This is a genomic window from Arthrobacter sp. UYEF21 (assembly GCF_040546085.1).
Classification (GTDB): domain Bacteria; phylum Actinomycetota; class Actinomycetes; order Actinomycetales; family Micrococcaceae; genus Arthrobacter.
The window spans coordinates 38481-62691 of record NZ_JBEPNF010000018.1 but is presented as its reverse complement, the minus strand read 5'-3'; the positions used below and the strand labels follow the sequence as shown (position 1 = coordinate 62691).

General features: G+C 64.4%; 17 protein-coding genes and 1 pseudogene. 6 read left to right on the top strand and 12 right to left on the bottom strand.

All coding sequences use genetic code 11. From position 1 onward, the window contains the following. Window positions 1–45: 45 nt before the first annotated feature. The 4 genes and pseudogenes from ABIB27_RS16550 to ABIB27_RS16530 form a co-directional block, all read right to left on the bottom strand. Window positions 46–426, bottom strand: coding sequence for a GntR family transcriptional regulator (locus ABIB27_RS16550; RefSeq protein ID WP_354217010.1), 381 nt, complete (start codon window positions 424–426; stop codon window positions 46–48). Beyond that, on the bottom strand, window positions 423–2234 hold the full coding sequence (locus tag ABIB27_RS16545; RefSeq protein ID WP_502909252.1) for an ABC transporter ATP-binding protein: 1812 nt from the start codon (window positions 2232–2234) through the stop codon (window positions 423–425). The genes ABIB27_RS16550 and ABIB27_RS16545 overlap by 4 nt, the downstream gene beginning before the upstream one ends. Continuing rightward, window positions 2231–3975 (bottom strand): annotated as a pseudogene (locus ABIB27_RS16535) (ABC transporter ATP-binding protein). Before ABIB27_RS16535 ends, ABIB27_RS16545 begins: the two are co-directional and overlap by 4 nt. A gap of 148 nt (window positions 3976–4123) precedes the next feature. Then, on the bottom strand, window positions 4124–4909 hold the full coding sequence (locus ABIB27_RS16530) for a trans-aconitate 2-methyltransferase (protein WP_354217012.1): 786 nt from the start codon (window positions 4907–4909) through the stop codon (window positions 4124–4126). Between the two features lie 97 nt (window positions 4910–5006). On the opposite strand from ABIB27_RS16530, the gene ABIB27_RS16525 reads away from it, so the two are divergent. The 3 genes from ABIB27_RS16525 (at window position 5007) to ABIB27_RS16515 (ending at window position 9450) form a co-directional block, all read left to right on the top strand. After that, the gene (locus tag ABIB27_RS16525; protein ID WP_354217013.1) at window positions 5007–7550 is read left to right on the top strand and encodes a DEAD/DEAH box helicase; all 2544 of its coding nucleotides are present in this window, start codon (window positions 5007–5009) and stop codon (window positions 7548–7550) included. 21 nt (window positions 7551–7571) lie between these two features. Next, window positions 7572–8072, top strand: a complete 501-nt coding sequence (locus tag ABIB27_RS16520; protein WP_354217014.1) for a GNAT family N-acetyltransferase — start codon at window positions 7572–7574, stop codon at window positions 8070–8072. Window positions 8073–8151: 79 nt separating this feature from the next. Continuing rightward, complete coding sequence (locus ABIB27_RS16515; RefSeq protein ID WP_354217078.1) at window positions 8152–9450, top strand: alpha/beta fold hydrolase; 1299 nt, start codon at window positions 8152–8154, stop codon at window positions 9448–9450. Here the strand turns inward: ABIB27_RS16515 and ABIB27_RS16510 are convergent. The 4 genes from ABIB27_RS16510 to coaE all read right to left on the bottom strand — a co-directional run bounded on the left by ABIB27_RS16510 (window position 9436) and on the right by coaE (window position 15548). Continuing rightward, window positions 9436–10854: an MFS transporter gene (locus ABIB27_RS16510; RefSeq protein WP_354217015.1), complete on the bottom strand. Its 1419-nt coding sequence runs from the start codon at window positions 10852–10854 to the stop codon at window positions 9436–9438. The genes ABIB27_RS16515 and ABIB27_RS16510 overlap by 15 nt on opposite strands. Before the next feature lie 99 nt (window positions 10855–10953). Beyond that, window positions 10954–11982: a TerC family protein gene (locus ABIB27_RS16505; RefSeq protein ID WP_354217016.1), complete on the bottom strand. Its 1029-nt coding sequence runs from the start codon at window positions 11980–11982 to the stop codon at window positions 10954–10956. 172 nt (window positions 11983–12154) lie between these two features. After that, entirely contained in the window at window positions 12155–14254 is a 2100-nt protein-coding gene (uvrB, locus tag ABIB27_RS16500; protein ID WP_354254291.1) for an excinuclease ABC subunit UvrB, read from the bottom strand. 79 nt (window positions 14255–14333) lie between these two features. After that, complete coding sequence (gene coaE / locus ABIB27_RS16495; RefSeq protein WP_354217018.1) at window positions 14334–15548, bottom strand: dephospho-CoA kinase; 1215 nt, start codon at window positions 15546–15548, stop codon at window positions 14334–14336. A 33-nt stretch (window positions 15549–15581) separates the two neighbouring features. Between coaE and ABIB27_RS16490 the strand changes: the two genes are divergently transcribed. Next, window positions 15582–16271, top strand: coding sequence for an IMPACT family protein (locus ABIB27_RS16490; protein WP_354217019.1), 690 nt, complete (start codon window positions 15582–15584; stop codon window positions 16269–16271). Then, window positions 16255–16767, top strand: coding sequence for a GNAT family N-acetyltransferase (locus tag ABIB27_RS16485; protein WP_354217020.1), 513 nt, complete (start codon window positions 16255–16257; stop codon window positions 16765–16767). The genes ABIB27_RS16490 and ABIB27_RS16485 overlap by 17 nt, the downstream gene beginning before the upstream one ends. 121 nt (window positions 16768–16888) lie before the next feature. Here the strand turns inward: ABIB27_RS16485 and rpsA are convergent, their stop codons facing one another. The 4 genes from rpsA to polA form a co-directional block, all read right to left on the bottom strand. Beyond that, the gene (gene rpsA, locus ABIB27_RS16480) at window positions 16889–18367 is read right to left on the bottom strand and encodes a 30S ribosomal protein S1 (protein ID WP_050687814.1); all 1479 of its coding nucleotides are present in this window, start codon (window positions 18365–18367) and stop codon (window positions 16889–16891) included. A 198-nt stretch (window positions 18368–18565) separates the two neighbouring features. Beyond that, entirely contained in the window at window positions 18566–19405 is an 840-nt protein-coding gene (locus tag ABIB27_RS16475; RefSeq protein WP_354254289.1) for a polysaccharide deacetylase family protein, read from the bottom strand. Window positions 19406–19523: 118 nt separating this feature from the next. After that, complete coding sequence (locus ABIB27_RS16470; protein WP_354217080.1) at window positions 19524–20813, bottom strand: GNAT family N-acetyltransferase; 1290 nt, start codon at window positions 20811–20813, stop codon at window positions 19524–19526. A 74-nt stretch (window positions 20814–20887) separates the two neighbouring features. Next, window positions 20888–23707 (bottom strand): DNA polymerase I, encoded by a 2820-nt coding sequence (polA, locus tag ABIB27_RS16465; protein ID WP_354217022.1) that lies wholly within the window; start codon window positions 23705–23707, stop codon window positions 20888–20890. 19 nt (window positions 23708–23726) lie between these two features. On the opposite strand from polA, the gene ABIB27_RS16460 reads away from it, so the two are divergent. Beyond that, window positions 23727–24206 (top strand): hotdog fold thioesterase, encoded by a 480-nt coding sequence (locus tag ABIB27_RS16460; protein WP_354217081.1) that lies wholly within the window; start codon window positions 23727–23729, stop codon window positions 24204–24206. Window positions 24207–24211: the final 5 nt, after the last annotated feature.

The following is a 24211-nucleotide window of genomic DNA, read 5'->3' as shown; positions in this document are numbered from 1 at the left end:
CACTAATGCTAATCGAAAACTTTTTCGAATATCCACGCGGGGCTGCTAGTGGGCGTCGTAGGCTGCGGCGAGCAGCTGGACTGCCTCAGCAAACGTGGCACCCTGGGCTCTGGCCTCAAGCGCGTACGCGTCGGCGGCAGCAGACAGGACGTCCGCCCGCTCATCACGCGCACAGATTACGGTGCCATTACGGCCTTTGGTGGCCACCACGCCGGCCGCCTCAAGCTCCTTATATGCCCGGGCCACGGTATGCGGAGCTACATCAAGGCGGTCCGCCAGCGCCCGGACGGCAGGCAGCTTGGTTCCCGGCGGCAGGTCACCGCTGTCCGCGAGCCGGATCACCTGCAGCCGCAGCTGCTCAAAAAGGGCCACCGTGCTGGCCTGGTTGGGCTTCCAGGTCCCGGGGAAGGATGCTCCTGCCGTCATCGTCCGGCATCCAGGTTTCCTGCCCGGCCCACCCGGCCGGCGAACTGCGCCTGGTAGAGCTGTGCGTAGCGGCCCTTGGCGGCCAGGAGGCCCCGGTGGGTTCCCTGCTCGGCGATGCGTCCGTGATCCATGACCAAGATTAGATCAGCGTCCCGGACTGTAGACAAACGGTGGGCTATGACAAAACTTGTTTTACCCCGCCGCAAACGTTCCATGGCGTGGCGGATCAGGACCTCGGTCCGTGAATCGACGGAACTGGTGGCCTCGTCCAGGATCAGCACGCTGCGGTCCGCGAGCCGCGCCCGTGCGATGGCGACCAACTGGCGTTGCCCCTCGCTGAGCGGCTCTCCGCGGTTGCCCAGCGTGGTGTCGTAGCCGGCGGGCAGCGACCGGATGAGATGGTCCAGGTGGCTCGCCTCCGCCGCCGCATGTATTTCAGCGTCAGTAGCTCCCGGCCGGCCATACTCGATGTTTTCGCGGATAGTTCCGGCGAACAGCCAGGCATCCTGGAGCACTACGCCAAAACTTTTGCGCAGGGCATCCCGGGGAATGGCGGCGATGTCAGTTCCGCCGATGGTGATCCGGCCGGCGTCGGGTTCGTAGAACCGCATGAGGAGGTTCACAATTGTGGTCTTACCAGCGCCGGTGTGGCCGACAATGGCTACCGTCCGGCCCGGCTCCACTGAAAAGGACAGTCCACGGATTACGGGAGCGTCCTGCGCGTAGCCGAACGTGACGTGGTCGAAAACGATTGGTCCGACCGGCCGCGCCCGGTGACCGGCGCCGTCCGGCTCAGCAGGAATTTCGTCGGCATCCAGGAGTTCGAAGACACGGCGTGCTGAGGCGGCGCAGGACTGTATGACGTTGAGCATGCCGCCGATCTGGCTCACAGGCTGCGTGAACAACCGGCTGAACTGGATGAAGGCCTGGATTCCGCCGATGGTCATGGCTCCGAGCGTGACCTGGTAAGCGCCCACCACTGCCACCGCGATGTAGTTGAGGTTGGCAATGAGGATCATCAGTGGCTGGACGAGGCCCGATGAATACTGTGCCCGTGCGGAGGCGCGCGCCAGGCGGTCGTTGCTCGCCCGGAAAACCGCCGCGGCCTGGTCCTGGTGGCCGAAGGCCTTGATGACCTCATGCCCGGTGATGAATTCCTCAACGTGGGCGTTTAGTTCGCCGGTTTCAGCCCATTGTCCGGCGAAGTGCGCTTGGGACTTCCGGGCCACCAGAACCGTTACCAAGGCGGACACCGGGACCGAGACGAGCGCAATCACGGCCAGGAGCGGCGAAATCCAGAGCATCATGGCCAGGGCGCCGAACAACATCAGAACGGACATGATCAGCTGCGTCAGGATCTGGCTGAGCGCTTGGGCGATGTTGTCGATGTCGTTGGTGACCCGGCTCAGGACGTCTCCCCTGGACTTTTCCTGGAAGTATGTGGTGGGGAGCCGCTGCAGCTTTTCCTCCACCGATTCCCTGAGGCCATACATCAGGCCGTGGACCGAGCCCGAGGTCAGCTTTCCCTGGATCCAGTTGAAGAGCGAGGCCCCCAAGTACATCAAGGCGACGGCGGCCAGCAGGATTCCCAGCCGCTGCGTCTCGAATACTCCGCTGGCGAACCCGTCGACCACAATATCCGTAGCTTTCCCCAGGTAATTCGGCGCGGTTACGTTCAAACCGGCAAAAACGCAGGTGGCTGCCACGGCACCAAGCATCCGCCACCTGAACGGGCGCAGCCGGCCGAGCAACCGGCGCGCCGGAGGCCAGACTGACTCCGCCGCACCCCTTGAGAGCGGTGCCGTCATGGCATGCGCTCCAGTGCCAATTGCGACTCGGCAATTTCCCGGTAGGTGGCAGAAGTCTCCAGCAGTTCGAGGTGGGTCCCCTCCGCGACCAGCCGGCCGTCGTCGAGCACCAAAATCCGGTCTGCTCCGGCAACGGTTGAGATGCGTTCCGCGACCAATACCACCACCGCACTGCCAAGGTCGCCCGCCAAAGCATCCCGGAGCCGGCTCTCCGTGGCGAAGTCGAGGGCGGAGAAGCTGTCATCAAAGAGGTAGATCGGAACCCGCCGCACAAGAGCTCGTGCGATGCAGATCCGCTGGCGTTGGCCGCCGGACAGATTCGTCCCGCCTTGCCCGACTTGGGTCGCGAGCCCCCGCGGCAGTTCGCGGACGAACCCCGCGGCCTGGGCCGTTCCAGCGCCTCCCACAGCTGGCTGTCGCTGGCCCCCGGTTCGGCGATCCGCAGGTTTTCTTCGATGGTTCCGGTAAAGAGATGGGACCGCTGCGGAACCACAGCCATGGTCCGGCGGAGGACGTCCAGCGGAACGGAACGGATATTCCGCCCCGCGATGGTGATGGTTCCGGCCGAGGCATCAAGGAACCGGGGCAGCAGGCTGAGGAGCGTTGATTTGCCGCTGCCTGTTGATCCGACGACGGCGACGGTGGTGCCGGGAGTGACCGTGAAGCTGATGTTGTCCAGCACGCGGGTTTCGGCCCCTGGAAAGGCGAGGCTGACGTCGGCGAACGTCACGCTGCCCCCTTCCAGGCCCGATGGTTCGCCTGTCGTGTAGTCGTCCTGGCTGTCCTGGACAGAAGGCTGTGCCTTGAGTACCGCATTGAGCCGCTCTGCGCAGGCGGCGGCCCGCGGTGCCGTCATGAAGACGTACATGGCCATCATGATGGCCAGCAGAATCTGCATAATGTAGGCGATAAACGCCGTGAGGGCCCCGATCTTCATCTCCCCCGAATACACCCGGTGGCCGCCGAACCACACCACCGCCACCGATGACAGGTTCACCACGATCATGATCAATGGCAGCATCGCGGCAACCAACAGTGCAGACTGCAGGTTGTTCCCCGAAAGGCTCCTGTTCGCCCGGGCAAAACGGCGCGTTTCATGCGCCTGCCTGACGAACGCACGGATCACGTTGGCGCCGATAATCTGTTCCCGCAGTATTTCCCCGGTACGGTCCAGCAGGTCCTGGCCCTCCCGGTAGAGAGGTACGAGGCGCCGGACGATGAGGTACATGATGATCAGGAGTAGGGGAATGATGATGGTGACGATGCTTGAGAGCACGACGTCCTGCTGCCAGGCAAGGTAGGCACCTCCCGCCGCCATGACCGGCGCCGCAGCCAGCATGGTAAACACCAGGACCGCGAACGACTGGATCTGCTGGGTGTCATTGGTTGCCCTGGTGACGAGGCTTTGGGTACCAAAGCCAGCCACGTCCTGGAACGAAAGCGACTGGATCTTGGTAAATATCTCCTCCCGCAACTGGTGGCCAAGCGACATAGCCACCACGGCGCTGAGGTAGCCGGCACCAATGGCCGCCACCGCCTGGACCGCAGCCGCCAGAGCCATATCCGTGCCCAGCCGGAAGATCGCCGGAGTATTCCCGGCGACGATGCCGTCGTCGATGATGGCAGCGTTGATAGTGGGCAGCAGCAGGATGCCCACTGTCTGCACCAGCTGGAGGACGGCGATGGCAACAACTGAACCCTTGTGGCCAGCCAGCAGCCGGGTCAATAACGCGAAAAGCACAGCACCTCCAGGATCACTTGGGGAGGCCGACGAGGTTGCGGCTTGTGGCCGCCCCCAAAAAGCCGCTTCATCGTCGTAGCCAGCGCCATTATTCTTCTCCAGTAACATGACTACACGAATCGTGTAGAGAACATCAATCGAATGGAGTTTATGCGGTCAGCCGCTTTTGCGCTACGGCGAAGATCCGCCGGAATGGAAAAACCGTGCCATGGGGTGTCCCCGGGTAGGCCTCCCGCAGAGCGGCGGCGTACTCGGATTCGAAGGCCCGCCCCTCGTCGTCTGACAAAACAGCCAGCACGGGTCGCAATGCCGTGCCGCGCAACCAGTTCAGCACCGCATCCGCTCCGGGGAGGACCTGCTGGTAGCTGGTCTCCCAAGCGTCGGCAGTGCAGCCCGCGTCCAGCATGATGCGGAGGTAATCGGCGGACTCCCCCACTGATTCCCCACCGCGGAGTACGCCGTCCAGCTGGGGCGACCAACGTTCCGACCCGGCCAGGTCCCGCATCAGAACATGCGACGGCGCATTGAAGTTCCCCGGCACCTGCATGCCGAACCATGCCCCAGGCTTGAGTGCCGCCAACCAGTGGGCAAGCATCTCCCGGTGCCCGGGAACCCACTGAAGCGCGGCGTTGGTGACTACGACGTCCGTTTCGGCCGGGAGTGTCCAATCGGCGATATCGGCCAGCCCGAAACTTAGCCCGGAATGCCCGTCGGCCTGCGCCGCAGCTGTGGCCAGCATCTCGGCGGACGAATCGAGCCCCACCACCTTCGCCTGCGGCCACCGCTGGGCGAGGGTGGCTGTCAGGTTCCCGGGACCACAGCCAAGGTCAACCACCTGATGGGGGTGCGCGGCGTGGATCCGTCCCGTGAGGTCAAAAAAAGGCCGGTCACGGTAGTCACCGAACTGGACGTACTTCAGGGGATCCCACTTCACAGTTTTGCTCCGTGCTCTGGTCTGTCTGGCAGTATCGCGAGCCTAACCCTTAGCCGCCCGGATATCCGGCACCTGATGGGCACTAAGCTGGAAATCAATGAAACTCGTCGACCAGTTGCCCGCCATGCCCTCCTCAATTCCTGGTGCGGGCATCGACCCGGACGCCCTTTACGCCCAGTTCCTGGCGTGGACCGAAAGCAGGGGCCTGCAGCTGTACGCAGCCCAGGACGAGGCCATCATGGAGCTGGCAACCGGCGCCAACGTCATCCTGGCCACCCCCACGGGGTCAGGCAAGTCCCTGGTTGCCATCGCTGCGCATTTCCAGGCCATGGCCCGGGGGCAGCGGAGCTACTACACGGCGCCCATCAAGGCTTTGGTGTCCGAGAAGTTCTTCGCCCTGTGTGAGATCTTTGGCGCCGAAAACGTCGGCATGATCACCGGTGATTCGGGCGTTAACCAGGACGCGCCCATCATTTGCTGCACGGCCGAAATCCTCGCGAACATCGCCCTGCGTGAAGGCGAAGGCGCAGACCTTGGCTCGGTGGTTATGGACGAATTCCATTTCTACTCCGACCCTCAGCGCGGCTGGGCGTGGCAGGTCCCCCTGCTGGAGCTTCCGCAGGCCCAGTTCCTCCTGATGTCCGCAACGCTGGGTGATGTCAGCCGCTTCGAGGACGGAATCACCGAGCTCACCGGCCGCCCCACCACTACCGTCAGTTCCGCAGAGCGCCCCATTCCGCTGCATTACTACTACCACGAGACCCCGGTCCACGAAACGCTTGAGGAACTGCTTTCCACACGCCAGGTTCCCGTCTATGTTGTCCACTTCAGCCAGATCGAAGCCATCGACCGCGCGCAGACCCTGATGAGCATAAACGTCTGCACGCGTGAAGAAAAGGACAAGATCGCGGAGCTGATCGCCAATTTCCGCTTCGCCGCAGGGTTCGGCAAGACCCTCAACAGGCTGGTCCGGCACGGAATCGGCGTCCACCATGCCGGCATGCTGCCCAAGTACCGTCGGCTGGTGGAGCAGCTCGCCCAGGCGGGCCTGCTGAAGGTGATTTGCGGAACGGACACACTGGGAGTGGGCATCAACGTGCCCATCCGTACCGTCCTGCTCACGGCGCTGAGCAAGTACGACGGCGTGCGCACCCGGCTGCTTAACTCACGGGAGTTCCACCAGATCGCCGGCCGCGCCGGCCGGGCCGGGTATGACACCGCCGGGACAGTTGTGGTCCAGGCGCCGGAACACGTGACCGAGAACGTAAAGGCCATGGCCAAAGCCACCGCCAAGTTCGGCGATGACCAGAAGAAACTACGCCAGGTGGTCAGGAAAAAGCCTCCTGAGGGGTTCGTCTCTTGGGGTGAACCCACGTTCAAGCGCCTCGTCGAATCCGTGCCCGATCCCCTGAGCTCGAGTTTCGGCGTGACGCACTCGATGCTGATGAACCTGATGGAGCGTCCGGGCGACCCGTTCACGGCTGCCCGCCGGCTGCTGACCGAGAACCACGAGTCGCGGTCCTCGCAGCTGCAGCTTATGAAACGGGCCCTGGGAATTTACCGCGAACTCCTCGCCGCCGAGGTGGTGGAGCGCATTCCCGCCACAGAGCAGGGCGCGGACGGCAGGACTGTCCGGCTCACCGTCCACCTGCAGGCCAACTTTGCGCTGAACCAGCCGCTCTCGCCGTTTGCGCTGGCGGCGCTGGAGCTGCTTGACCCGGAGTCGCCGTCGTACGCCCTGGACGTGGTGTCCGTCATTGAGGCGACCCTCGAAAAGCCGCGGCAGATACTCTCCGCCCAGCAGAAAAAAGCCCGCGGGGAAGCCATCGCCGCGATGAAGGCAGACGGCATCGAGTACGACCAGCGGATGGCGATGCTGGAGGACGTAACGTACCCGCAGCCGCTCGCGGAGCTGCTGGGCGAAGCATTCGAGGTCTACCGCAAGGCGGCGCCCTGGGTGGGCGACTTTGAACTGGCGCCCAAGTCAGTGGTCCGGGACATGTACGAGCGTGCCATGAACTTCGGCGAGTTCGTCCAGTTCTACGGACTGGCCCGCTCTGAAGGCATCGTGCTGCGGTACCTGGCAGACTGCTTTAAAGCACTGCGCCAGACGGTGCCGCAGGACATGCTCCGGGAGGACCTTGAGGACCTCATCGCCTGGCTCGGCGAGCTGGTGCGGCAGGTGGACTCCAGCCTCCTGGACGAATGGGAGGAGCTGACGTCCGGCGCGGCACCCACGCCGCACGACGCCCCGCCTCCCCCGCCGCCGTCGCTGACGGCCAACATCCGGGCCTTCCGCGTGATGGTCCGCAACGAGATGTTCCGCCGGGTGGAGCTGTTCGCCGACGAAAATGCGGCAGCGCTGGGAGAGCTCGACGGCGGTGCGGGCTGGGATTCCGATCGTTGGGAAGACGTCCTGGACGACTACTTCGATGAACACAACGACATCGGCACCGGCCCCGACGCCCGCGGTCCAGGGCTCCTCATCATCACCGAAGATCCGGGGCTTTGGAAGGTCCGGCAGATCTTCGATGATCCGGCGCGCAACCATGACTGGGGGATCTCCGCCGAAGTGGATCTGGCGGCCTCGGACGAAACCGGCACGGCAGTTGTCCGGGTCACCGACGTCAACCGCCTCTAAGGGCCCCTGTAAACTCGAGCCATGAGTGTAATCCGCCCCGCCACCCGGCAAGACGTCCCCGCCATCCTGCAGATGATCCACGAACTGGCCATCTACGAGAAGGAACCTGAGGCCGTCCGCAACACCCCGGAGATGCTGGCTGAGGTCCTCTTTGACGATAATCCTCGGGTGTTTGCCACCATGGCGGAAAATGCCGTGGGCGAGGTCCAGGGGTTCGCGCTCTGGTTCCTGAACTACTCCACATGGGAAGGCGTCCATGGCCTCTACCTGGAGGACCTCTACGTCAGCCCGCACGCCCGCGGCGAAGGCCACGGCAAGGCGCTCCTGAAGCACCTGGCCGCCACCGCCGTCGAAAACGGCTACGCCCGGGTGGAATGGAGCGTTTTGGACTGGAACGAACCGTCCATCAACTTCTACCGGAGCCTCGGCGCCCGTCCCATGGACGGCTGGTCAACGTTCCGGCTGACCGGCGATGCGCTGGCGGCCTTTGGCGCTGACATCCCGGCAGCGGCCCGTGCCTGAGCAGGCGACATCCCTCGAAGCCGCCCGAACGCAACACCCTGTCCGGCATACGGTCAAGGCCCGCCACGAATTCCGGGGCATGCGGACGGCCGAGCACTACTTCACCGTGCCGCTGGACCACTTTGCCCCGGCGTCAGCCGGCAGCAGCACCGCGCCGGACACCATCACTGTGTTCGCCCGTGAATATGTCTCGTCAGATCACACCGAGGCTGAGGCCCAGGACCTCCCCTGGCTGCTGTACTTACAGGGCGGCCCGGGCGGCCGCGGCAACAGGCTGGCGACGCTGGGCGGCTGGAGCAAGGCAGCGGCCAGGGGCTTCCGGATCCTGATGCTGGACCAGCGCGGCACCGGCCTGTCCACCCCCATCGACCGGAACACCCTTCCGTCGCTGGGGACGGCGGAGGCACAGGCCGCCTACCTTGAACACTTCCGTGCGGATTCCATCGTGGCCGACGCGGAACTCGTCCGGTCAGCGCTCGGCTCCCGCCCGTGGAGCATCTACGGGCAAAGCTACGGCGGATTCTGCGCCCTGACTTACCTGTCCTTCGCCCCCGCAGGGGTGAAGGAAGCCCTCATCACCGGCGGTCTGGCGCCGCTCGCAGGTCATGCCGACGACGTCTACCGCGCCACCTTCGCCCGTGTCGCGGCACGCAATACCGAGTACTTCGCGTGGTATCCGGAGGACCGCCGGACGGTGGACCGGATCGCCAAGCACCTTCGGCAGACAGAAGAGTTCCTGCCCGACGGCGGCCGGCTCACTGTGGAACGGTTCCAGATGGTGGGCGCGTTCCTGGGCGGAAACACCCGGGTGGACGGCCTGCACTACCTGCTCGAAGACGCCTTCACCGGCACTCCGCAGGGGACCCGGCTCTCCGATGCCTTCCTGGCGCAGGTTCAGGGAATCGTGTCCCGCCTGGCCAACCCGCTGTATGCCCTGATGCACGAGTCGATCTACGGCCAGGGTCAGGCGAGCAACTGGGCTGCCTGGCGCGTCCTGGCCGAATACCCGGAGTTCCGTCCGGCGGCCGAGCCGCTGCTGTTGACCGGCGAGATGGTGTATCCGTGGTACTTCGAGCAGGATCCCGCGTTGAGACCGCTGCAGGGGGTAGCTCAGCTGCTCGCTGCCAAGACCGACTGGAAGCCGCTGTACGACGCTGTGCAGCTGGCCGCCAACAGCGTGCCCGTTGCCGCTGCCGTCTACCGGGACGACATCTACGTGGACCGCGATCTGTCCCTGGAAACGGCGGCTTCCGTCCGGGGACTCCAGGTCTGGGAGACTGCGGACTTCCATCATGACGGAATAGCCGACGACGGCGAGGCAATTTTTGGCCGTCTGCTGGGGATGGTGCGCTCTGCCGGCAGTTCAGCCGCCAACTGAGCCAGCGGATTCACTGCGCCGCCGTGCCACCAGGGCCACGAATGCAACGGTCAGTACGACGGCTCCCACGAGGGCTCCTGCCATGTTCAGCCCCAGGTAACCGGCCCAGCTGAGGATCAGCCCGGCGCTGGCTCCGCCAACCGCCCCGGCTGCGCCCATCAGCATGTCCGACACGCCCTGGACCACCACGCGGGACTCCTGGCCTACGCTCTCCGCCAGTAGGGTAGAGGCGGAAATCGTGGCCGCGGACCAGCCCATGCCCAGCAGGACCAGTCCCACAGCTACGGCTACGGTGGATGCCTGGCCAAATCCTGCGACGGCAACAGCGGCGAGCAGCGTGGAGAAGCCGATCATAATGGTCTCCGTCCGGCCTGCCTTGTCCGTCAGCCAGCCCATGACCGGTGACAGGGCGAACATGCCCGCGATATGCAGTGAAATAGTAAAACCGATGATCACCAGTACATCGCCGGAGGCAGCATGCCCGGCATGGGTGGCGCCGGGCCCGGCGACCAGCTCCTGCAGATGCAGCGGGGTCATGGACATCACCCCCACCATTACCGCATTCGCTCCGACGACGGCGGCTAACGCCAGGAGCGCCGGTTTAGACTGGCGGACCGCCCGCAGCCCGCGCACCAGCGTCCCCCCGCGCGCACTGCGGGGGGTCATGCCCTGATGAGCGACTGCGGTGGCCGGAGTCCCCTGATCGGCTCCGGCTGGCTGGCCGGCGAGGTCCCCCGCAGCCAGTCCCCCACCAGCCAGGTCCATGGCGGCGATCTCCCGGGCGAACAGAAGGGGGTCCGGCCTGAGGCCGGTGAAGATCAGCACGATGGCCAGCAGGAGACCGGCCGCGGAGATCACGAATGGTCCGGCAACGGGCGGCAGTCCGAGAGCCTGCCCTACGACCGTGCCGGGCTGAATCAGGTTGGGTCCCGCTACGGCGCCTACCGTCACAGCCCACACGACGGCGGACAATGCCCTGCCGCGGTGTTCGGCGTCCGCAAGGTCAACAGCGGCAAAGCGCGCCTGCAGGCTGGCCGCGGTGCCCACTCCGATGCCCAACGCCCCGAGCACCAGCAGCACGAATAAGCCGGAGACCACGGCCAGCACGATCAGCACCGTGCCCGCCAAGGCAGCGGAAAGCCCCGTGACCTGGCCGATCCGGCGGCCGCGGCGGTCTGCCAGCGACGCCAGTGGCAGGGCGGCCAGGGCGGCGCCCAAAGTCATGAGAGTGGCCACGGCCCCCGCCCAGACACCGGAACCTGAGAGCTCCACGGCCAGGATCGAACCGATGGATACGGTGGCTCCGGTTCCGATGCCACCGAAGATCTGGGCCACACTCAGCAGCACAATGGTGCGCCGCTGCACCTGGCGTACGCCGCTGTCCGTCATGAGGATGCGGGTCATGGTCCGAGCATAGTCCCCCGCTCCCGGAGGGGGAATTAAGCCCAGCAATCCCGGCCACTGCGGCCGGGATTGCTGGGACAAACAGGGTTTAGCGAACGCCTACTCGCTTTCGCTGAAGCTCTTCTTGGCGTCTTCCTCGAGGCGGGTGTCCAGGTGGGCCGTCTGTGCCTTGGAGCTCATGAGGCTGGCGATCACGGCGACGATGATGGTACCCACAATCACGGCCAGGGAGACGAAGGTCGGAATCTCCGGGGCCCATTCAATGTGGTTGCCACCGTTGATGAACGGCAGTTCGTTGACGTGCATGGCGTGCAGCACCAGCTTCACCCCGATGAACGCCAGGATGAAGGACAGCGCATGCTTCAAGTAGATGAGGCGGTTCATGAGGCCGCCCAGCAGGAAGTACAGCTGGCGCAGGCCCATGAGGGCGAACAGGTTGGCGGTGAACACGATGAACGGGCTCTGCGTCAGGCCGAAGATGGCTGGAATCGAGTCAACTGCGAAGAGGAGGTCCGTCAGGCCGATGGTGATGAACACGATCAGCATGGGCGTGAAGACCTTTTTGCCGTTCAGGGTGGTGCGCAGCTTGCCCTCATCGAACTTCTCCGACATGGGGATGATCTTGCGGATGCGAGCGATCAGCGGGTTTTCCTTGTCCTCTTCGTCCTCACCTTCATCCTGGGCCTGCTTCCACGCAGTCCAGAGCAGGAACGCGCCGAAGATGTAGAACACCCAGCTGAACTGCTCGATCACGATGGCGCCGAGCAGGATGAAGATGCCGCGCAGGATCAGCGCGATGATGATGCCCACCATGAGGACTTCCTGCTGATACTTCCGCGGTACGGAGAACCTGGCCATGATGATGATGAAGACAAACAGGTTGTCGATGCTCAGGCTGTATTCCGTCACCCAGCCGGCGACGAACTGGCCACCGAATTCAGGACCGGTGAAGGCAAACATGGCACCGGCGAACACCAGGGCGAGGGTCACGTAGAACGCCACCCACAAGCCGGCTTCCTTCATGGAAGGTTCGTGGGGGCGTCGGACAACCATCAGAAGGTCGAGGAGAATTATCAGGCCGAGGACGACAAGGGAGCCGACCTCGAACCACACGGGCAAATCGAGCACGGGGTAACCTTTCGCAGGGCACAGAGAAGTGGTGTAAGTCTCTCCGGCCAGCCTGCGCACTTGGTGCTGAATTGGCGACCCGCTACGCCCGGCCAGGCAACTGTGCCTGGCGTGTTGACGATCGTAGCGCTTGGGATACTCCCCTACGTGACATTAACTGTACAGCAGGCAGCTAAGCGTGCCCGGCCGCCTGCATCTGGCGGAGTTCCTTCTTGAGTTCGCCGACTTCGTCGCGGATCCTCGCGGCCACCTCGAACTGCAGCTCGGCGGCTGCGCCGTGCATCTGTTCGGTGAGCTGTTCGATAAGACCTACCAGGTCTTCCGCCGGCGCCGCCGCGAGGCCGTCCTTGCGCACCTGTGCTGCGCCCTTGGCCGCCGACTTGCCACGCTTGCCGCCCTTCGCCAGCCGGTTGTTGTTCAGCAGCTCCTGGGTGTCGGCATCTTCTTTGGCCAGCTGGTCGGTAATGTCAGCAATCTTCTTCCGCAACGGTTGCGGATCAATGCCCTTTTCCGTGTTGTAAGCCACCTGGATGGCTCGGCGCCGGTTGGTTTCATCGATGGCGTGGGCCATCGAATCTGTGATGCGGTCGGCATACATGTGAACCTGTCCCGAGACGTTCCGGGCCGCGCGGCCGATGGTCTGGATCAGCGAGGTGGAAGACCGCAGGAAGCCTTCCTTGTCCGCATCCAGGATGCTCACCAGTGAGACTTCGGGGAGGTCAAGGCCCTCGCGGAGCAGGTTAATGCCTACCAGGACATCAAAGACACCCATCCGGAGTTCACGGAGGAGTTCCACCCGGCGGAGGGTGTCGACGTCGGAATGCAGGTACTCCACCTTGATGCCGTGGCCCACGAGGTAGTCGGTGAGGTCCTCCGCCATCCGCTTGGTGAGCGTGGTGACCAGGACGCGTTCGTTCTTCGCTGACCGTGTCTTGATCTCACCCAGGAGGTCATCGATCTGGCCCTTGGTGGGCTTGACCACCACTTCGGGGTCGATCAGGCCGGTGGGCCGGATGATCTGCTGCACGAAGCCGTCGGCCTTGCCCAGTTCGTACTTGCCGGGCGTGGCCGACAGGTAGACGGTCTGGCCCGTGCGGTCGAGGAATTCGTCCCATTTGAGCGGGCGGTTGTCCATGGCCGACGGCAGGCGGAAGCCGAAGTCCACCAGGTTGCGCTTGCGGGACATATCTCCCTCGTACATGGCGCCGATCTGCGGCACGGTGACGTGGGATTCATCGATCACCAGCAGGAAGTCGTCCGGGAAGTAGTCAATGAGGCAGTGCGGGGCGGTCCCCAGTGCACGGCCGTCAATGTGCGACGAGTAGTTCTCGATGCCGTTGCAGAAGCCCATCTGCTGCATCATTTCAAGGTCGTAGGTGGTGCGCATCCGGAGCCGCTGGGCTTCCACCAGCTTGTTCTGGCTTTCCAGGACCTGCAGCCGTTCGGCCAGTTCGTCCTCGATCCGCTTGATGGCCCGGGCCATCCGCTCGGGGCCGGCCACATAGTGCGAGGCCGGGAAGACGTACATTTCCTCTTCGTCCCGGATCACCTCGCCGGTCAGCGGGTGGAGAGTATGGATGTTCTCAATCTCATCCCCAAAGAACTCGATCCGGATGGCAAGCTCCTCGTACATCGGGATGATTTCCACGGTGTCGCCGCGGACCCGGAACGTCCCGCGGTGAAAGTCCATGTCGTTTCTCGCATATTGCATGGAGACGAATTTCCGGAGCAGGTCATCGCGGTTCATCTCCGCCCCCTTGCGGAGCGTGACCATCCCGGCAATGTACTCTTCAGGGGTGCCCAGGCCGTAGATGCAGGACACCGTGGCGACGACGATGACGTCCCGCCTTGTCAGCAGGGCGTTGGTGGCGGAGTGGCGGAGCCTTTCGACTTCCTCGTTGATGGAGGAGTCCTTCTCTATGAAGGTGTCCGTCTGAGCCACGTACGCTTCGGGCTGGTAGTAGTCGTAGTAGGAGACGAAGTACTCCACCGCGTTGTTGGGCAGCAGCTCACGGAATTCGTTGGCGAGCTGGGCTGCCAGGGTCTTGTTCTGGACCATGACCAGGGTGGGCCGCTGGATCTGTTCTATCAGCCAGGCGGTAGTGGCGCTCTTGCCGGTGCCCGTGGCACCCAGCAGGACTACGTCTTTTTCGCCGTTCCTGATGCGCTCCGTCAGTTCGGCGATGGCAGCTGGCTGGTCACCGGCGGGCTGGAATTCACTAATGACCTCGAAGGGCGCGACTACACGGTTGATATCCTGCGCAAGGCTCATGCATCTAATCTACAACCGGGGACCGACAGTCCGGCCGGTATCCGTTACCGGCGAACAGTCCCGCCCACGGATGGCGGGATCAAGGGACGTACGACGGCGGCTGCCAGCCCGTGCGCGCCGCCCAGCCGTCCATGCGTGGCCAGGCGACGTCGGTGAACCATGGCTCTTTCGCTTCCGCATACGCCCGGGTGCCCCGGGTGCCGGCAAACTGTTCGGTCAAAGCGCGCTTATGGTCCGCATACAAGGTGGCGGCTTCCGGGTCCTTCCTGAGCCAGTCGCGGAACAGCAGCGCGTAGCGCCAACCGGCCGATCCGGCTGACCGGACGTGCACGTTCACATCACGGCCAGGGTCCGCGTTGGCGTGGAAGCGCTTCTGCCACTGCGTCGGGTCGGGGTCCGTCGGTTTCGGGGTGTCGAAGCCGGCGCCCGGCACCACTGGGAAGCCCGCGGCCGCTAACTGCAATGCAATCCTGTCCGCGGCATTAAGGTCCGCCACCGTGACCTGGAGGTCTATTACGTCTTTTGCTGCGAGGCCGGGCACTGCGGTGGACCCAATGTGGTCTACTGCCAGAACGTCACCAGGTACTGCGGCGCAGATCCGGGAGCCCAGCCGGGCGGCCTGCGCCGCCCAGTCCTCCCGCGGCGCCGACAAGACTGCGGTGCCTCCCCTGGCCGCTCTCACGCCACGCCGGATATTGTCCGCAAAAGGCACCAGCCGGCCAGCCCAGAGCCGGTTTACCTGCGCCAGCAGCGAGTCCATGGACCCGGAATTGTCCAGGACCACGTCCGCCGCGGCCAGCCGGTCGGCACGTGCGGCCTGCGCCGCCATGCGTGACGCCGCTTCCTCCCGCGTCATCCCGCGGTGGATGAGCATGCGGGCGATCCGGACGTCGTCGGGTGCGTCCACCACCAGCACCAGATGGAAGTTGCCGGCCTGCCCCGTCTCCACCAGCAACGGGATGTCCTGCACCACGACGGCGCCGTCCGGAGCCTGCGCGATGATCCCGGCCGCCGCTTCGCGGACCAGCGGATGCACAATGCCATTGAGCACAGCCAGCTGGGTGGGATTGCCAAACACCACCGCGCCCAGCCTGGCGCGATCCAGCCGGCCGCCGGCGTCAAGCACGTCCACCCCAAACGCTGCCACCACGCTGGCCAGTCCGGGCGTGCCGGGCTCAACTACCTCCCGCGCCAGTGCGTCGGCGTCCACCAGCACCGCACCGAGCTCCCTCAGGCGTGAAGCAACCACGGACTTCCCTGAGGCGATGCCGCCCGTCAAACCGATTTTCAGCACCCCACCAGCCTAGTCCGGCAATAGACTTGGGCGGTGCAAGAGCAAGAGAGCCGGGCCACGTCCTACACCACGCTCGCGGCAGGACCGGACTTCCGCCACGAGATGGAGATCAAACGGTCCAGGTTCATCACGGTGCTTCGCCGTGCCGACAGTGAGGAGACCGCACGAGATCTTGTGTCCGGTCTGCGGCGCGAGTTCCACGACGCACGCCACCACTGCTCGGCCTTCGTCATCGGGCCTGACCGGCACAGTCAGCGTTCCAATGACGACGGCGAACCCTCAGGCACCGCCGGCATTCCCATGCTGGAGGCGATCCTTAAACGGGAGGCCGTAGCAGGAGTGACGGACCTCAGCGACGTCAGCGCCGTCGTCGTACGCTATTTCGGCGGCATCCTGCTGGGCGCGGGTGGATTGGTGCGCGCTTATTCGGAATCGGTGTCCGCCGCCCTCGAACGCGCACCGCTGGTCCGGCGCCGCCGGCTGCGGATCTTTGAGGCGGCCGTTCCGCATGGCGCCGCCGGCCGGCTCGAAAATGACCTCCGCGCGGCCGGCTTTGTGATGGCGGAAACCAGCTACGGCGCACAGGAGACGGTCCTCCGCGTTGCCATCCCGGATGATCCTGCCGAGATCAGCGCTGCCTCGGACCGCGTCCTGTCCCTGACAGCCGGGAAGGCAGGGCTCAGGCCCGGAGCAACGGAGTGGGTCGATGTCGCAATCCCCTGAGATCACCCTCGCTGACGTGCACGAAACACTGCTGGGACCGCTCCTCGTACTGGCCATGAGTGACGCCGCCGCTGACGAAGTCACGCCGCCGCTTGGCAGCGTGCCGGGCTGGAACTCCGAACGCCTCAACTGGTTCCGCGCCTACCACCGGGCAGCCTCCTCCGGCCTGCGCGGGCCGGCCGGGGAGAAAAGCTGGGTGGTGCTGTGCGATGGAAGTCCGGCTGGTTCGGTCAGGCTGAAACTCACGGCGGACAACCGGACGGCGGAGACGGGCATCTGGCTGGCCCACAGCTTTCGGCGATGCGGCATCGGCACAGCGGCCATGGCATTGGTTTTGGCGGCGGCCCGCCGGGCCGGGCTGCGGGCGGTCACAGCCCAAACTACCGCCGGCAACTCTGCCGCCCAGCGCCTCCTCCGCGCTGCGGGTGCCGTCCTGACGCACGACGGCGACGGCGGGGTGAGTGCCGTCGTCGTGCTTTCAGCTGACTTCCAGTAAGCGCGCCGAAACGTACGGGTGAAGGCGATTATTGCCCCCAGGTGGGCCTGTTAACGCCAGAGGGCCCCTGCCTTCGCAGGGGCCCACTGGGTTGGCCCGGGAAGTTCCGGGCCGGTGGCAATTAGTTGCCGGTCAGCTTTTCGCGCAGAGCGGCGAGAGCCTCGTCGGATGCAAGCGTTCCTGCACCGGCGTTGGACTCGGCAGCGGGCTCCGAAGAGTAGCTGGTGGTGCCGGAATCGCTGTCACCCGACGTTGCAGCTGCAGCGTCGTCGGCAGCGTGTTGGGTAACCTGCTTCTTGTGGGCTTCCCAACGGGTCTGGGCGTCAGCGTACTGCTGCTCCCAGGCGGCGCGCTGGTTCTCGTAGCCTTCAAGCCACTCGTTGGACTCCGGATCGAAGCCCTCGGGGTACTTGTAGTTGCCCTCTTCGTCGTACTCGGCGGCCATGCCGTAGAGAGCCGGATCGAATTCGGTGCTGTCGGCGTCGACGCCCTCGTTGGCCTGCTTGAGGGACAGCGAGATGCGGCGGCGTTCCAGGTCGATGTCGATGACCTTGACGAACAGCTCGTCGCCAACGGAGACAACCTGCTCGGCCAGCTCCACGTGGCGGACTGCCAGCTCGGAGATGTGGACCAGGCCTTCGATGCCGTCTTCGACGCGGACAAACGCACCGAACGGAACCAGCTTGGTGACCTTACCCGGAACAACCTGGCCAAGGGCGTGGGTGCGGGCGAAGGTCTGCCACGGATCTTCCTGCGTAGCCTTGAGCGACAGGGAAACACGCTCGCGGTCCAGGTCCACCTCGAGAACCTCGACGGTGACTTCCTGGCCAACTTCGACAACCTCGGACGGGTGGTCGATGTGCTTCCAGGACAGCTCGGAAACGTGAACCAGGCCGTCTACGCCGCCCAGGTCCACGAAGGCACCGAAGTTGACGATGGAGGAAACAACGCCGGGACGGACCTGGCCCTTTTCCAGCTTGTTGAGGAACGTGGAGCGGACCTCGGACTGGGTCTGCTCGAGCCATGCACGGCGGGACAGCACAACGTTGTTGCGGTTCTTGTCCAGCTCGATGATCTTGGCTTCGATCTGCTGACCGATGTACGGAGCAAGGTCGCGCACACGGCGCATCTCGACGAGGGATGCGGGCAGGAAGCCGCGCAGACCGATGTCGAGGATAAGACCACCCTTGACAACCTCGATGACGGTACCGGTGACGACACCGTCTTCTTCCTTGACCTTCTCGATGTCGCCCCAGGCACGCTCGTACTGAGCACGCTTCTTGGAGAGGATCAGGCGGCCTTCTTTGTCTTCCTTGGTGAGCACCAGGGCTTCGACCTGATCGCCAACGGAGACAACGTCTCCGGGATCAACATCGTGCTTGATGGACAGCTCGCGGGAGGGGATGACACCTTCGGTCTTGTAACCGATGTCGAGCAGAACTTCATCGCGGTCGACCTTGACGACGGTACCTTCGACGAGGTCTCCGTCGTTGAAGTACTTGATGGTGGCGTCGACTGCTGCGAGGAAGTCCTCAGCGGTACCGATGTCGTTAATCGCGACTACGGGGGTACCGGGCTTCTCGGTGGAGGTGATGGTCATGTAGTAGGGGCTCCGTTGTGGATAGTATGTCGGTCAGGCAAACCGCCGCACGCGCGTTATGGAACGCACACGCAGGTGACGGCAGATCAAAGGGATCCGCCGGGCCATCCTGATTCTGTGGATTTTAGAGAACATGCACGTAGTACATGCCCGTTTAGTCTAGTCGCAGCGGCCAACAAGGGTCAAAGTCAGGGCAGTTCATAAAGGCAGGACCGCCCCCAGTTTTCCAAACGTTGCACCCTGCCCCAGGAGCCGGGGCAGGGCCTGGGCAAGCCCGGCGGCCGTGGCGCTGCCGGGCTTGTTGAAGTGGGCAATCACAATATCCCCGTTTCGCGCCTTGCCGACCTCGGCCGCCACGGTGGACGGTGCAAACGTGGCACCGCCGTCACCATTGATCGTGAAATTTACCGGCAAAAGACCCAGGCGGCGCGTAATGGCGGCCGCGACGTCGTCGAAGTACGCCGTTCCGGGCCGGAAGAACCCCGGAACATGGCCGATGATGTCCTGAAGGACAGCCTGGTTCCCCATGACCTCGTCATAGACCTGGCTTATGTCAGCTGTTCCTGCGATGCCATAGGCAGATTTCCCGCTGACGGACAATGGACGATGCAGGAATCCGTGGTTGGCGAGCTCAAAAAGGGGGTCGCGGGCCAACTCAGCCGTCAGTGCCGGGTTTGCCTGGATCCACCGTTCGTTGAGGAACAAAGTGGCCGGCACATTGAGCTTCCGCAACGTCGTCAGCAGTTGCTGGTCGCACGCCGTGCCGCCCGGGCCTCCGCAGGCATCCAGCGTCAGCGCAATCTGCCCGGCAGCGGACCTGGTGACCACTCCTGTGACATGCAACCCCCACTCCTGTGGCTTCCGTGCACTGAATTCAGCGATGATCTGTTGCTTAGTGGGTGGCGCAGGACGGTGGGGCTCATCCGTAGGGGCTTCCGCCGGGGCCGTACGTGAGGGAGCGGGAGCGGCAGGATCCACCAGGAGCGTTGCCTCCGGTGTTGAGAGCTCTTCCTGTTGCCCCGCGTCGGCGGTTGCCATGCACCCCGAGAGTGCTACGGACGTCAAACCAGCCATTCCGAGCAGCAAGGACCGGCGGTCTGGCATTTCCGGCGCTTGGGTATTCGCCACAGATAGTCCTTTGATGACGCAGGGGCTCCTAGAAATGGGTCAGGCAGTGGGCGGCGCGCTCCACGGCGAACAACCCACGAGCCTGGAGCGACGCGCCATGCTTGCGTTCGCGGATCCGCCCAGCCGCCGTCAGTGTAACCGGACAGACCGCACCCAGATAAATTGATGACAGGGCGGAGACATCCAGTGTCAGGTCCGGATCCGCCCCCGTCTTAACTCGTTCGACGGCGGCCTCACCGCCACTGACTGCGAGGGTAAAGGTGCCAGCAGTCAGGCCAAGAGGGTCAATAACTTCTAGCACGAGCCGGCCATCCGCCGGGTAATGCCGCGCTTCCAACGCCTGGACCACGTCCAGGATGCGGAGCCACAGCATGTCCCTGCTGTCCGAGGAGTCGATGCAGCGGGGATCGGCCAATGCCCATGTGAGAGGGTCATCCAGCGGTGCTTCCTCCCAAGTGATGCGTTCGACGAGATCGATGGCGGCGAGGAACTGCCAGAGCTCCAGGTAGGCCTCGTGGGTGGCGGCTACGAGGTCCACCACATGCATGGTGTGAGGCTCGGTGTCCCAGCCCAGGAATTTGTAGGACACGTAGCCGTCCACGTCTCCGTCCGGACCGTAGTGCAGGGCCACTTTGATGGCGGGGTCATCCTTGCCGTCGCGGGCCAGGGAACCTGAAGCCAGTTGGCGGTACCAGTCCTGGCGGCCGATCGATCCCGGGGTCACGCGATGCACTCGGTCAAAAACTTCCAGCGCGATGTCCAGAAGCACTCTCGGGTCCGCAATGTCCACGCTGCCGATGGGCTGGTGGTTGAGCCGGAACCGGGCGGTGGTGTCCACCTTCACCGTACGTTCAAAGCTGGCCACACCGTAGCCGAAGCGTCCGTAGATAGACCCCTCCGATGCCGTCAGGGCTGCCATCGCCAGGCCGCCACCCTTGGCCAGTGCCAGGTCCTCGGACATCATGCGTCGGAGCAGGCCGCGGCGCCGGTGCGAGGTCCGCACTGTCACGGCGGTGACCAGCTGGGTTTCGAGCATCCGGCCGAAGCCGATGTTGAGTGTTTTGCGGAGGGTGCCGAAGGTGGCCACCGGCACGTCCGCGGGGAGGGACCCGGGCGCCACCTCCCGGGTCTGGTACGCGCCGGTGAGGACTCGCCGGTCGGCCCGGTAGGTCGCCAGGGACTGGGCCACATGATCCGCGGTGCGCGTAGATTCGTGGAAGCCGAACGCGACGGCCTTGACCCACCTTTCCGCTTCGGGATAGCCGGACTCGCCCTGGGCTGCCGCGTCGAAGCGCCGGATTTCGTAGTCATCTCGCAGTTTAGCCACAGGGCCGAGCCTAACCAATGACGCCGGGACCTGGCCAGCGACAACACGCACCCCGCGCCTGGCGGCTAGTGGCCGGCGCCGTACCAGCTGGGGCCGGCGCCGATCTGGACATCCAGCGGTACGCTGAGGTCCGCTGCGGAGCCCATCTGTTCAGTGACGATCCGCTCAACGGTTTCCCGTTCACCGGCGGCGACTTCAAGCACCAGTTCGTCGTGGACCTGCAGCAGCATGCGCGATTTGAGGCCCTGGGCCGCCAGTTCATCCTGCACCCCGAGCATTGCGCGCTTGATGATATCCGCGGCCGATCCCTGGATGGGCGAGTTCAACGCAATGCGTTCTGCGTTTTCGCGCAGCTGCCGGTCCGTGCTGGTGAGATCCGGGAGGTAGCGGCGGCGGCCTTCGATGGTGGCCGTGTAGCCATCGATCCGGGCCTGGTCGACTACGCCGCGAAGGTAGTCACGGACGGCACCGAACCGGTCGAAGTAGTCCTTCATCAGGGTACGCGCCTCATCCACCGAAATTTCCAGCTGCTTGGACAACCCAAAGGAGGTCAGACCGTAGGCGAGGCCGTAGGACATCGCCTTAACCTTCGAGCGCATGGCGCTGGTGACCTCGTCTATGGGTACGTGGAAGATGTTGGACCCCACAAACCGGTGCAGGTCCTCGCCGTCCTTGTAGGCCTGGATCAGGCCGGCGTCGCCCGACAGGTGCGCCATGATGCGCATTTCGATCTGCGAGTAGTCCGCAGACAGGAGGCACTCATAGCCGTCGCTGACCACAAAGACTCCGCGGACGCGCCGGCCTTCCTCGCTGCGGATGGGGATGTTCTGCAGGTTCGGGTTGTTGGAGGAGATCCGGCCCGTGGCCGCCACGTTCTGCGCATAGGTGGTGTGGATCCGGCCGTCCTCGGTGACGGACTTCTTCAGGGACTCGATCATCTGGCGCAGTTTGGCCGATTCGCGGTGTGCCATCAGCTGGACCAGGAATTCATGCCCGGTCTTCTCCAGCAGGTTCTTCAGTGAGGCGGCATCGGTGGTGTAGCCCGACTTGATCTTTTTGGTCTTCGGCAGCTGGAGTTCTTCGAAGAGCACCGTTTGCAGCTGTTTGGGCGAGCCCAGGTTGACCTCGTGGCCGATGGCGGCGAAGGCGAGCTCCTGGGCGTTGTCGATCACCTTGGACAAGTCAGCGAGCTGCTCGTCCATGCGCTGCATGTCGACGGCGATTCCCGCGGTTTCCATGACGGCAAGGACCCGGCTGACGGGCAGCTCAAGGGTGGTGAGGAGGTCAGCGGCCTTGCGCTCGGTCAGTTCGGTTTCGAAGTGGCGGCTGAGCGCCTGGACCACCGCAGCCGCCTGGACAAGGGCACCGGCTTTGGCGGCGTCATCGCCGTCGAACGCCAGTTCGAGCTGGCCCGCCTTGGACGTTGCGGACGAGATGGTGATGTTGAGGTGGTGCTGGGCCAATTCGGCGAGTTCATAAGTGCGGCGGTCCGGCTCGATCAGGTAACCCGAGATGGACGTGTCATCCACGACGCCTTCCAAGTCCAGGCCGCGGCTGGCGAGGGCCTTCAGTGAAGCCTTGTAGCCGTGCATGACCTTCGGGGCAGCTGTGTCCCGCAACCAGTCCGCCAGGACGTTTTCGGCGCCGGCATCCTGTGCCGCGAGGTCGATGTAAACGGCTGCATCGTCACGGACGATGGCCAGTGCGGCGGCGTCCTCGCCGATGCGGCCCGGCACCAGGTCGATGGCGACAGCTGAGCGCTGCCCGTCCCCGGCCGCTAGGAAAAGGCTGAGGTCTGCTGCCCCTGCAGGAGTCACGAAGTCAGGCGTGTCGAGGGTTTCCCGCTCCGCGGCGGGGGTGTCCTCTTCGCCGTACAGGGCGAAGAGGCGGGTGCGGATCGTCTTGAATTCCAGCTCGTCGAAGAGGTTCTCGAGTGCCGCCTGGTCCGGCCGGGGCTCATAGAGGTCGTCCAGGGTGACGGGAAGCTCCAGGTCCGTGTGGAGACGGTTCAACCGGCGGTTGCGTTTCACGCCTTCGACGTTCGCGCGGAGGGCATCGCCCACCTTCCCGCCGATTGCGTCCAGGTGCTCGAGCACGCCCTCGAGTCCGCCGTACAGGTTGATCCATTTTGCGGCGGTTTTAGGACCGACGCCGGGAACTCCCGGGAGGTTATCGGCTGTCTCCCCTACCAGGGCCGCCAGGTCCGAGTACTGGGCGGGGGTGACGAAGTACTTTTCCTGGATGGCGGCGGCGTCCATCCGGGGTATGTCACTGACACCCTTCTTGGGATACAGCACGAATACGTTATCGGTGATGAGCTGGAAAGCATCGCGGTCGCCGGAAACCAGCAGCACCTCAAAGCCCGCCTTGTCTCCCATGGCGGCGAGCGTGGCCAGGATGTCGTCCGCTTCGAAGCCGGGCAATTTGATGGTCTTGATGCCCCAGGCCTGCATCACTTTATCGATGAGGTCGATCTGGCCGCTCATCTCGCGGGGAGTTTCGTTGCGGCCGCCCTTGTACTCGCTGTACTCGGCCTTGCGGTGCGTGGTCTCATCCGAGACGTCGAAGGCCACCGCAATGTGGGTGGGCTTCTGCTCCTTGATCAGGTTGATCAGCATGGAGGTGAAACCGTGGATCGCGTTGGTGTGCTGGCCGTTGGCCGTGGAGAACTTGTCCGCCGGCAGGGCGAAGAAAGCACGGAAAGCCATGGAGTGCCCGTCGAGTACCAGCAGGCGTGGCTGGCCGGTGAGCGGGATGACGGGTGCTTCGGTGGCCGAAGCCCGGCCCCCGGCCGACGGCGGGACCGTGATGTCCTGCAGCGCGGCGTCTGCGTTGGGTACAGCGGTTTCAGACGGGAAGGGGGCCGGTTTGGTAGTTTCACTCACAGGTGCCAGCCTAGTTCCCATGATGGACAATTTCACGCCTGGGTCATTCACTGAGGAATTGATCACAGCAGGCATCCCGGAGCACCTCCACGACTGGCTCGGCCCGTTCGGCATCGGCGCCCTGGTGGTAAAGATGGGCATCCGCTTCCTGGAGATGAGCCCGGAACGGACGGTGGCCACCATGCCCGTGGAAGGCAACACCCAGGTGGCGGGCATCCTGCACGGCGGCGCCCACGTGGTCCTGGCTGAAACGCTGGGGTCCTTCGCCGCCGGGATGCACGCCGGAGCGGGCCGCCATGCCCTGGGCATCGAGGTCAGCGCGACGCACCACCGTGCGGTTGCGGCAGGCACCGTGACAGGTACCTGCACCGCGATCCATCTGGGACGGACGCTGACCACGCATGAGATCGTGATGACCGACGAAAAGGGCCTGCGCCTGTCCACGGCCCGCATCACCAACATGCTGCGGGACAACTCGCCGGCCGAGGCCGAGGCCTAGGCGCG

Excerpts from the sequence above, each read along its gene's own strand:
- ABIB27_RS16550 (WP_354217010.1), bottom strand. The coding sequence starts at position 426 with ATGACGGCAGGAGCATCCTTCCCCGGGACCTGGAAGCCCAACCAGGCC.
- ABIB27_RS16545 (WP_502909252.1), bottom strand. The coding sequence starts at position 2,234 with ATGACGGCACCGCTCTCAAGGGGTGCGGCGGAGTCAGTCTGGCCTCCG.
- ABIB27_RS16525 (WP_354217013.1), top strand. The coding sequence starts at position 5,007 with ATGAAACTCGTCGACCAGTTGCCCGCCATGCCCTCCTCAATTCCTGGT.
- ABIB27_RS16520 (WP_354217014.1), top strand. The coding sequence starts at position 7,572 with ATGAGTGTAATCCGCCCCGCCACCCGGCAAGACGTCCCCGCCATCCTG.
- ABIB27_RS16515 (WP_354217078.1), top strand. The coding sequence starts at position 8,152 with ATGCGGACGGCCGAGCACTACTTCACCGTGCCGCTGGACCACTTTGCC.
- ABIB27_RS16510 (WP_354217015.1), bottom strand. The coding sequence starts at position 10,854 with ATGACCCGCATCCTCATGACGGACAGCGGCGTACGCCAGGTGCAGCGG.
- uvrB (WP_354254291.1), bottom strand. The coding sequence starts at position 14,254 with ATGAGCCTTGCGCAGGATATCAACCGTGTAGTCGCGCCCTTCGAGGTC.
- ABIB27_RS16485 (WP_354217020.1), top strand. The coding sequence starts at position 16,255 with ATGTCGCAATCCCCTGAGATCACCCTCGCTGACGTGCACGAAACACTG.
- rpsA (WP_050687814.1), bottom strand. The coding sequence starts at position 18,367 with ATGACCATCACCTCCACCGAGAAGCCCGGTACCCCCGTAGTCGCGATT.
- ABIB27_RS16475 (WP_354254289.1), bottom strand. The coding sequence starts at position 19,405 with ATGGCAACCGCCGACGCGGGGCAACAGGAAGAGCTCTCAACACCGGAG.
- ABIB27_RS16460 (WP_354217081.1), top strand. The coding sequence starts at position 23,727 with ATGATGGACAATTTCACGCCTGGGTCATTCACTGAGGAATTGATCACA.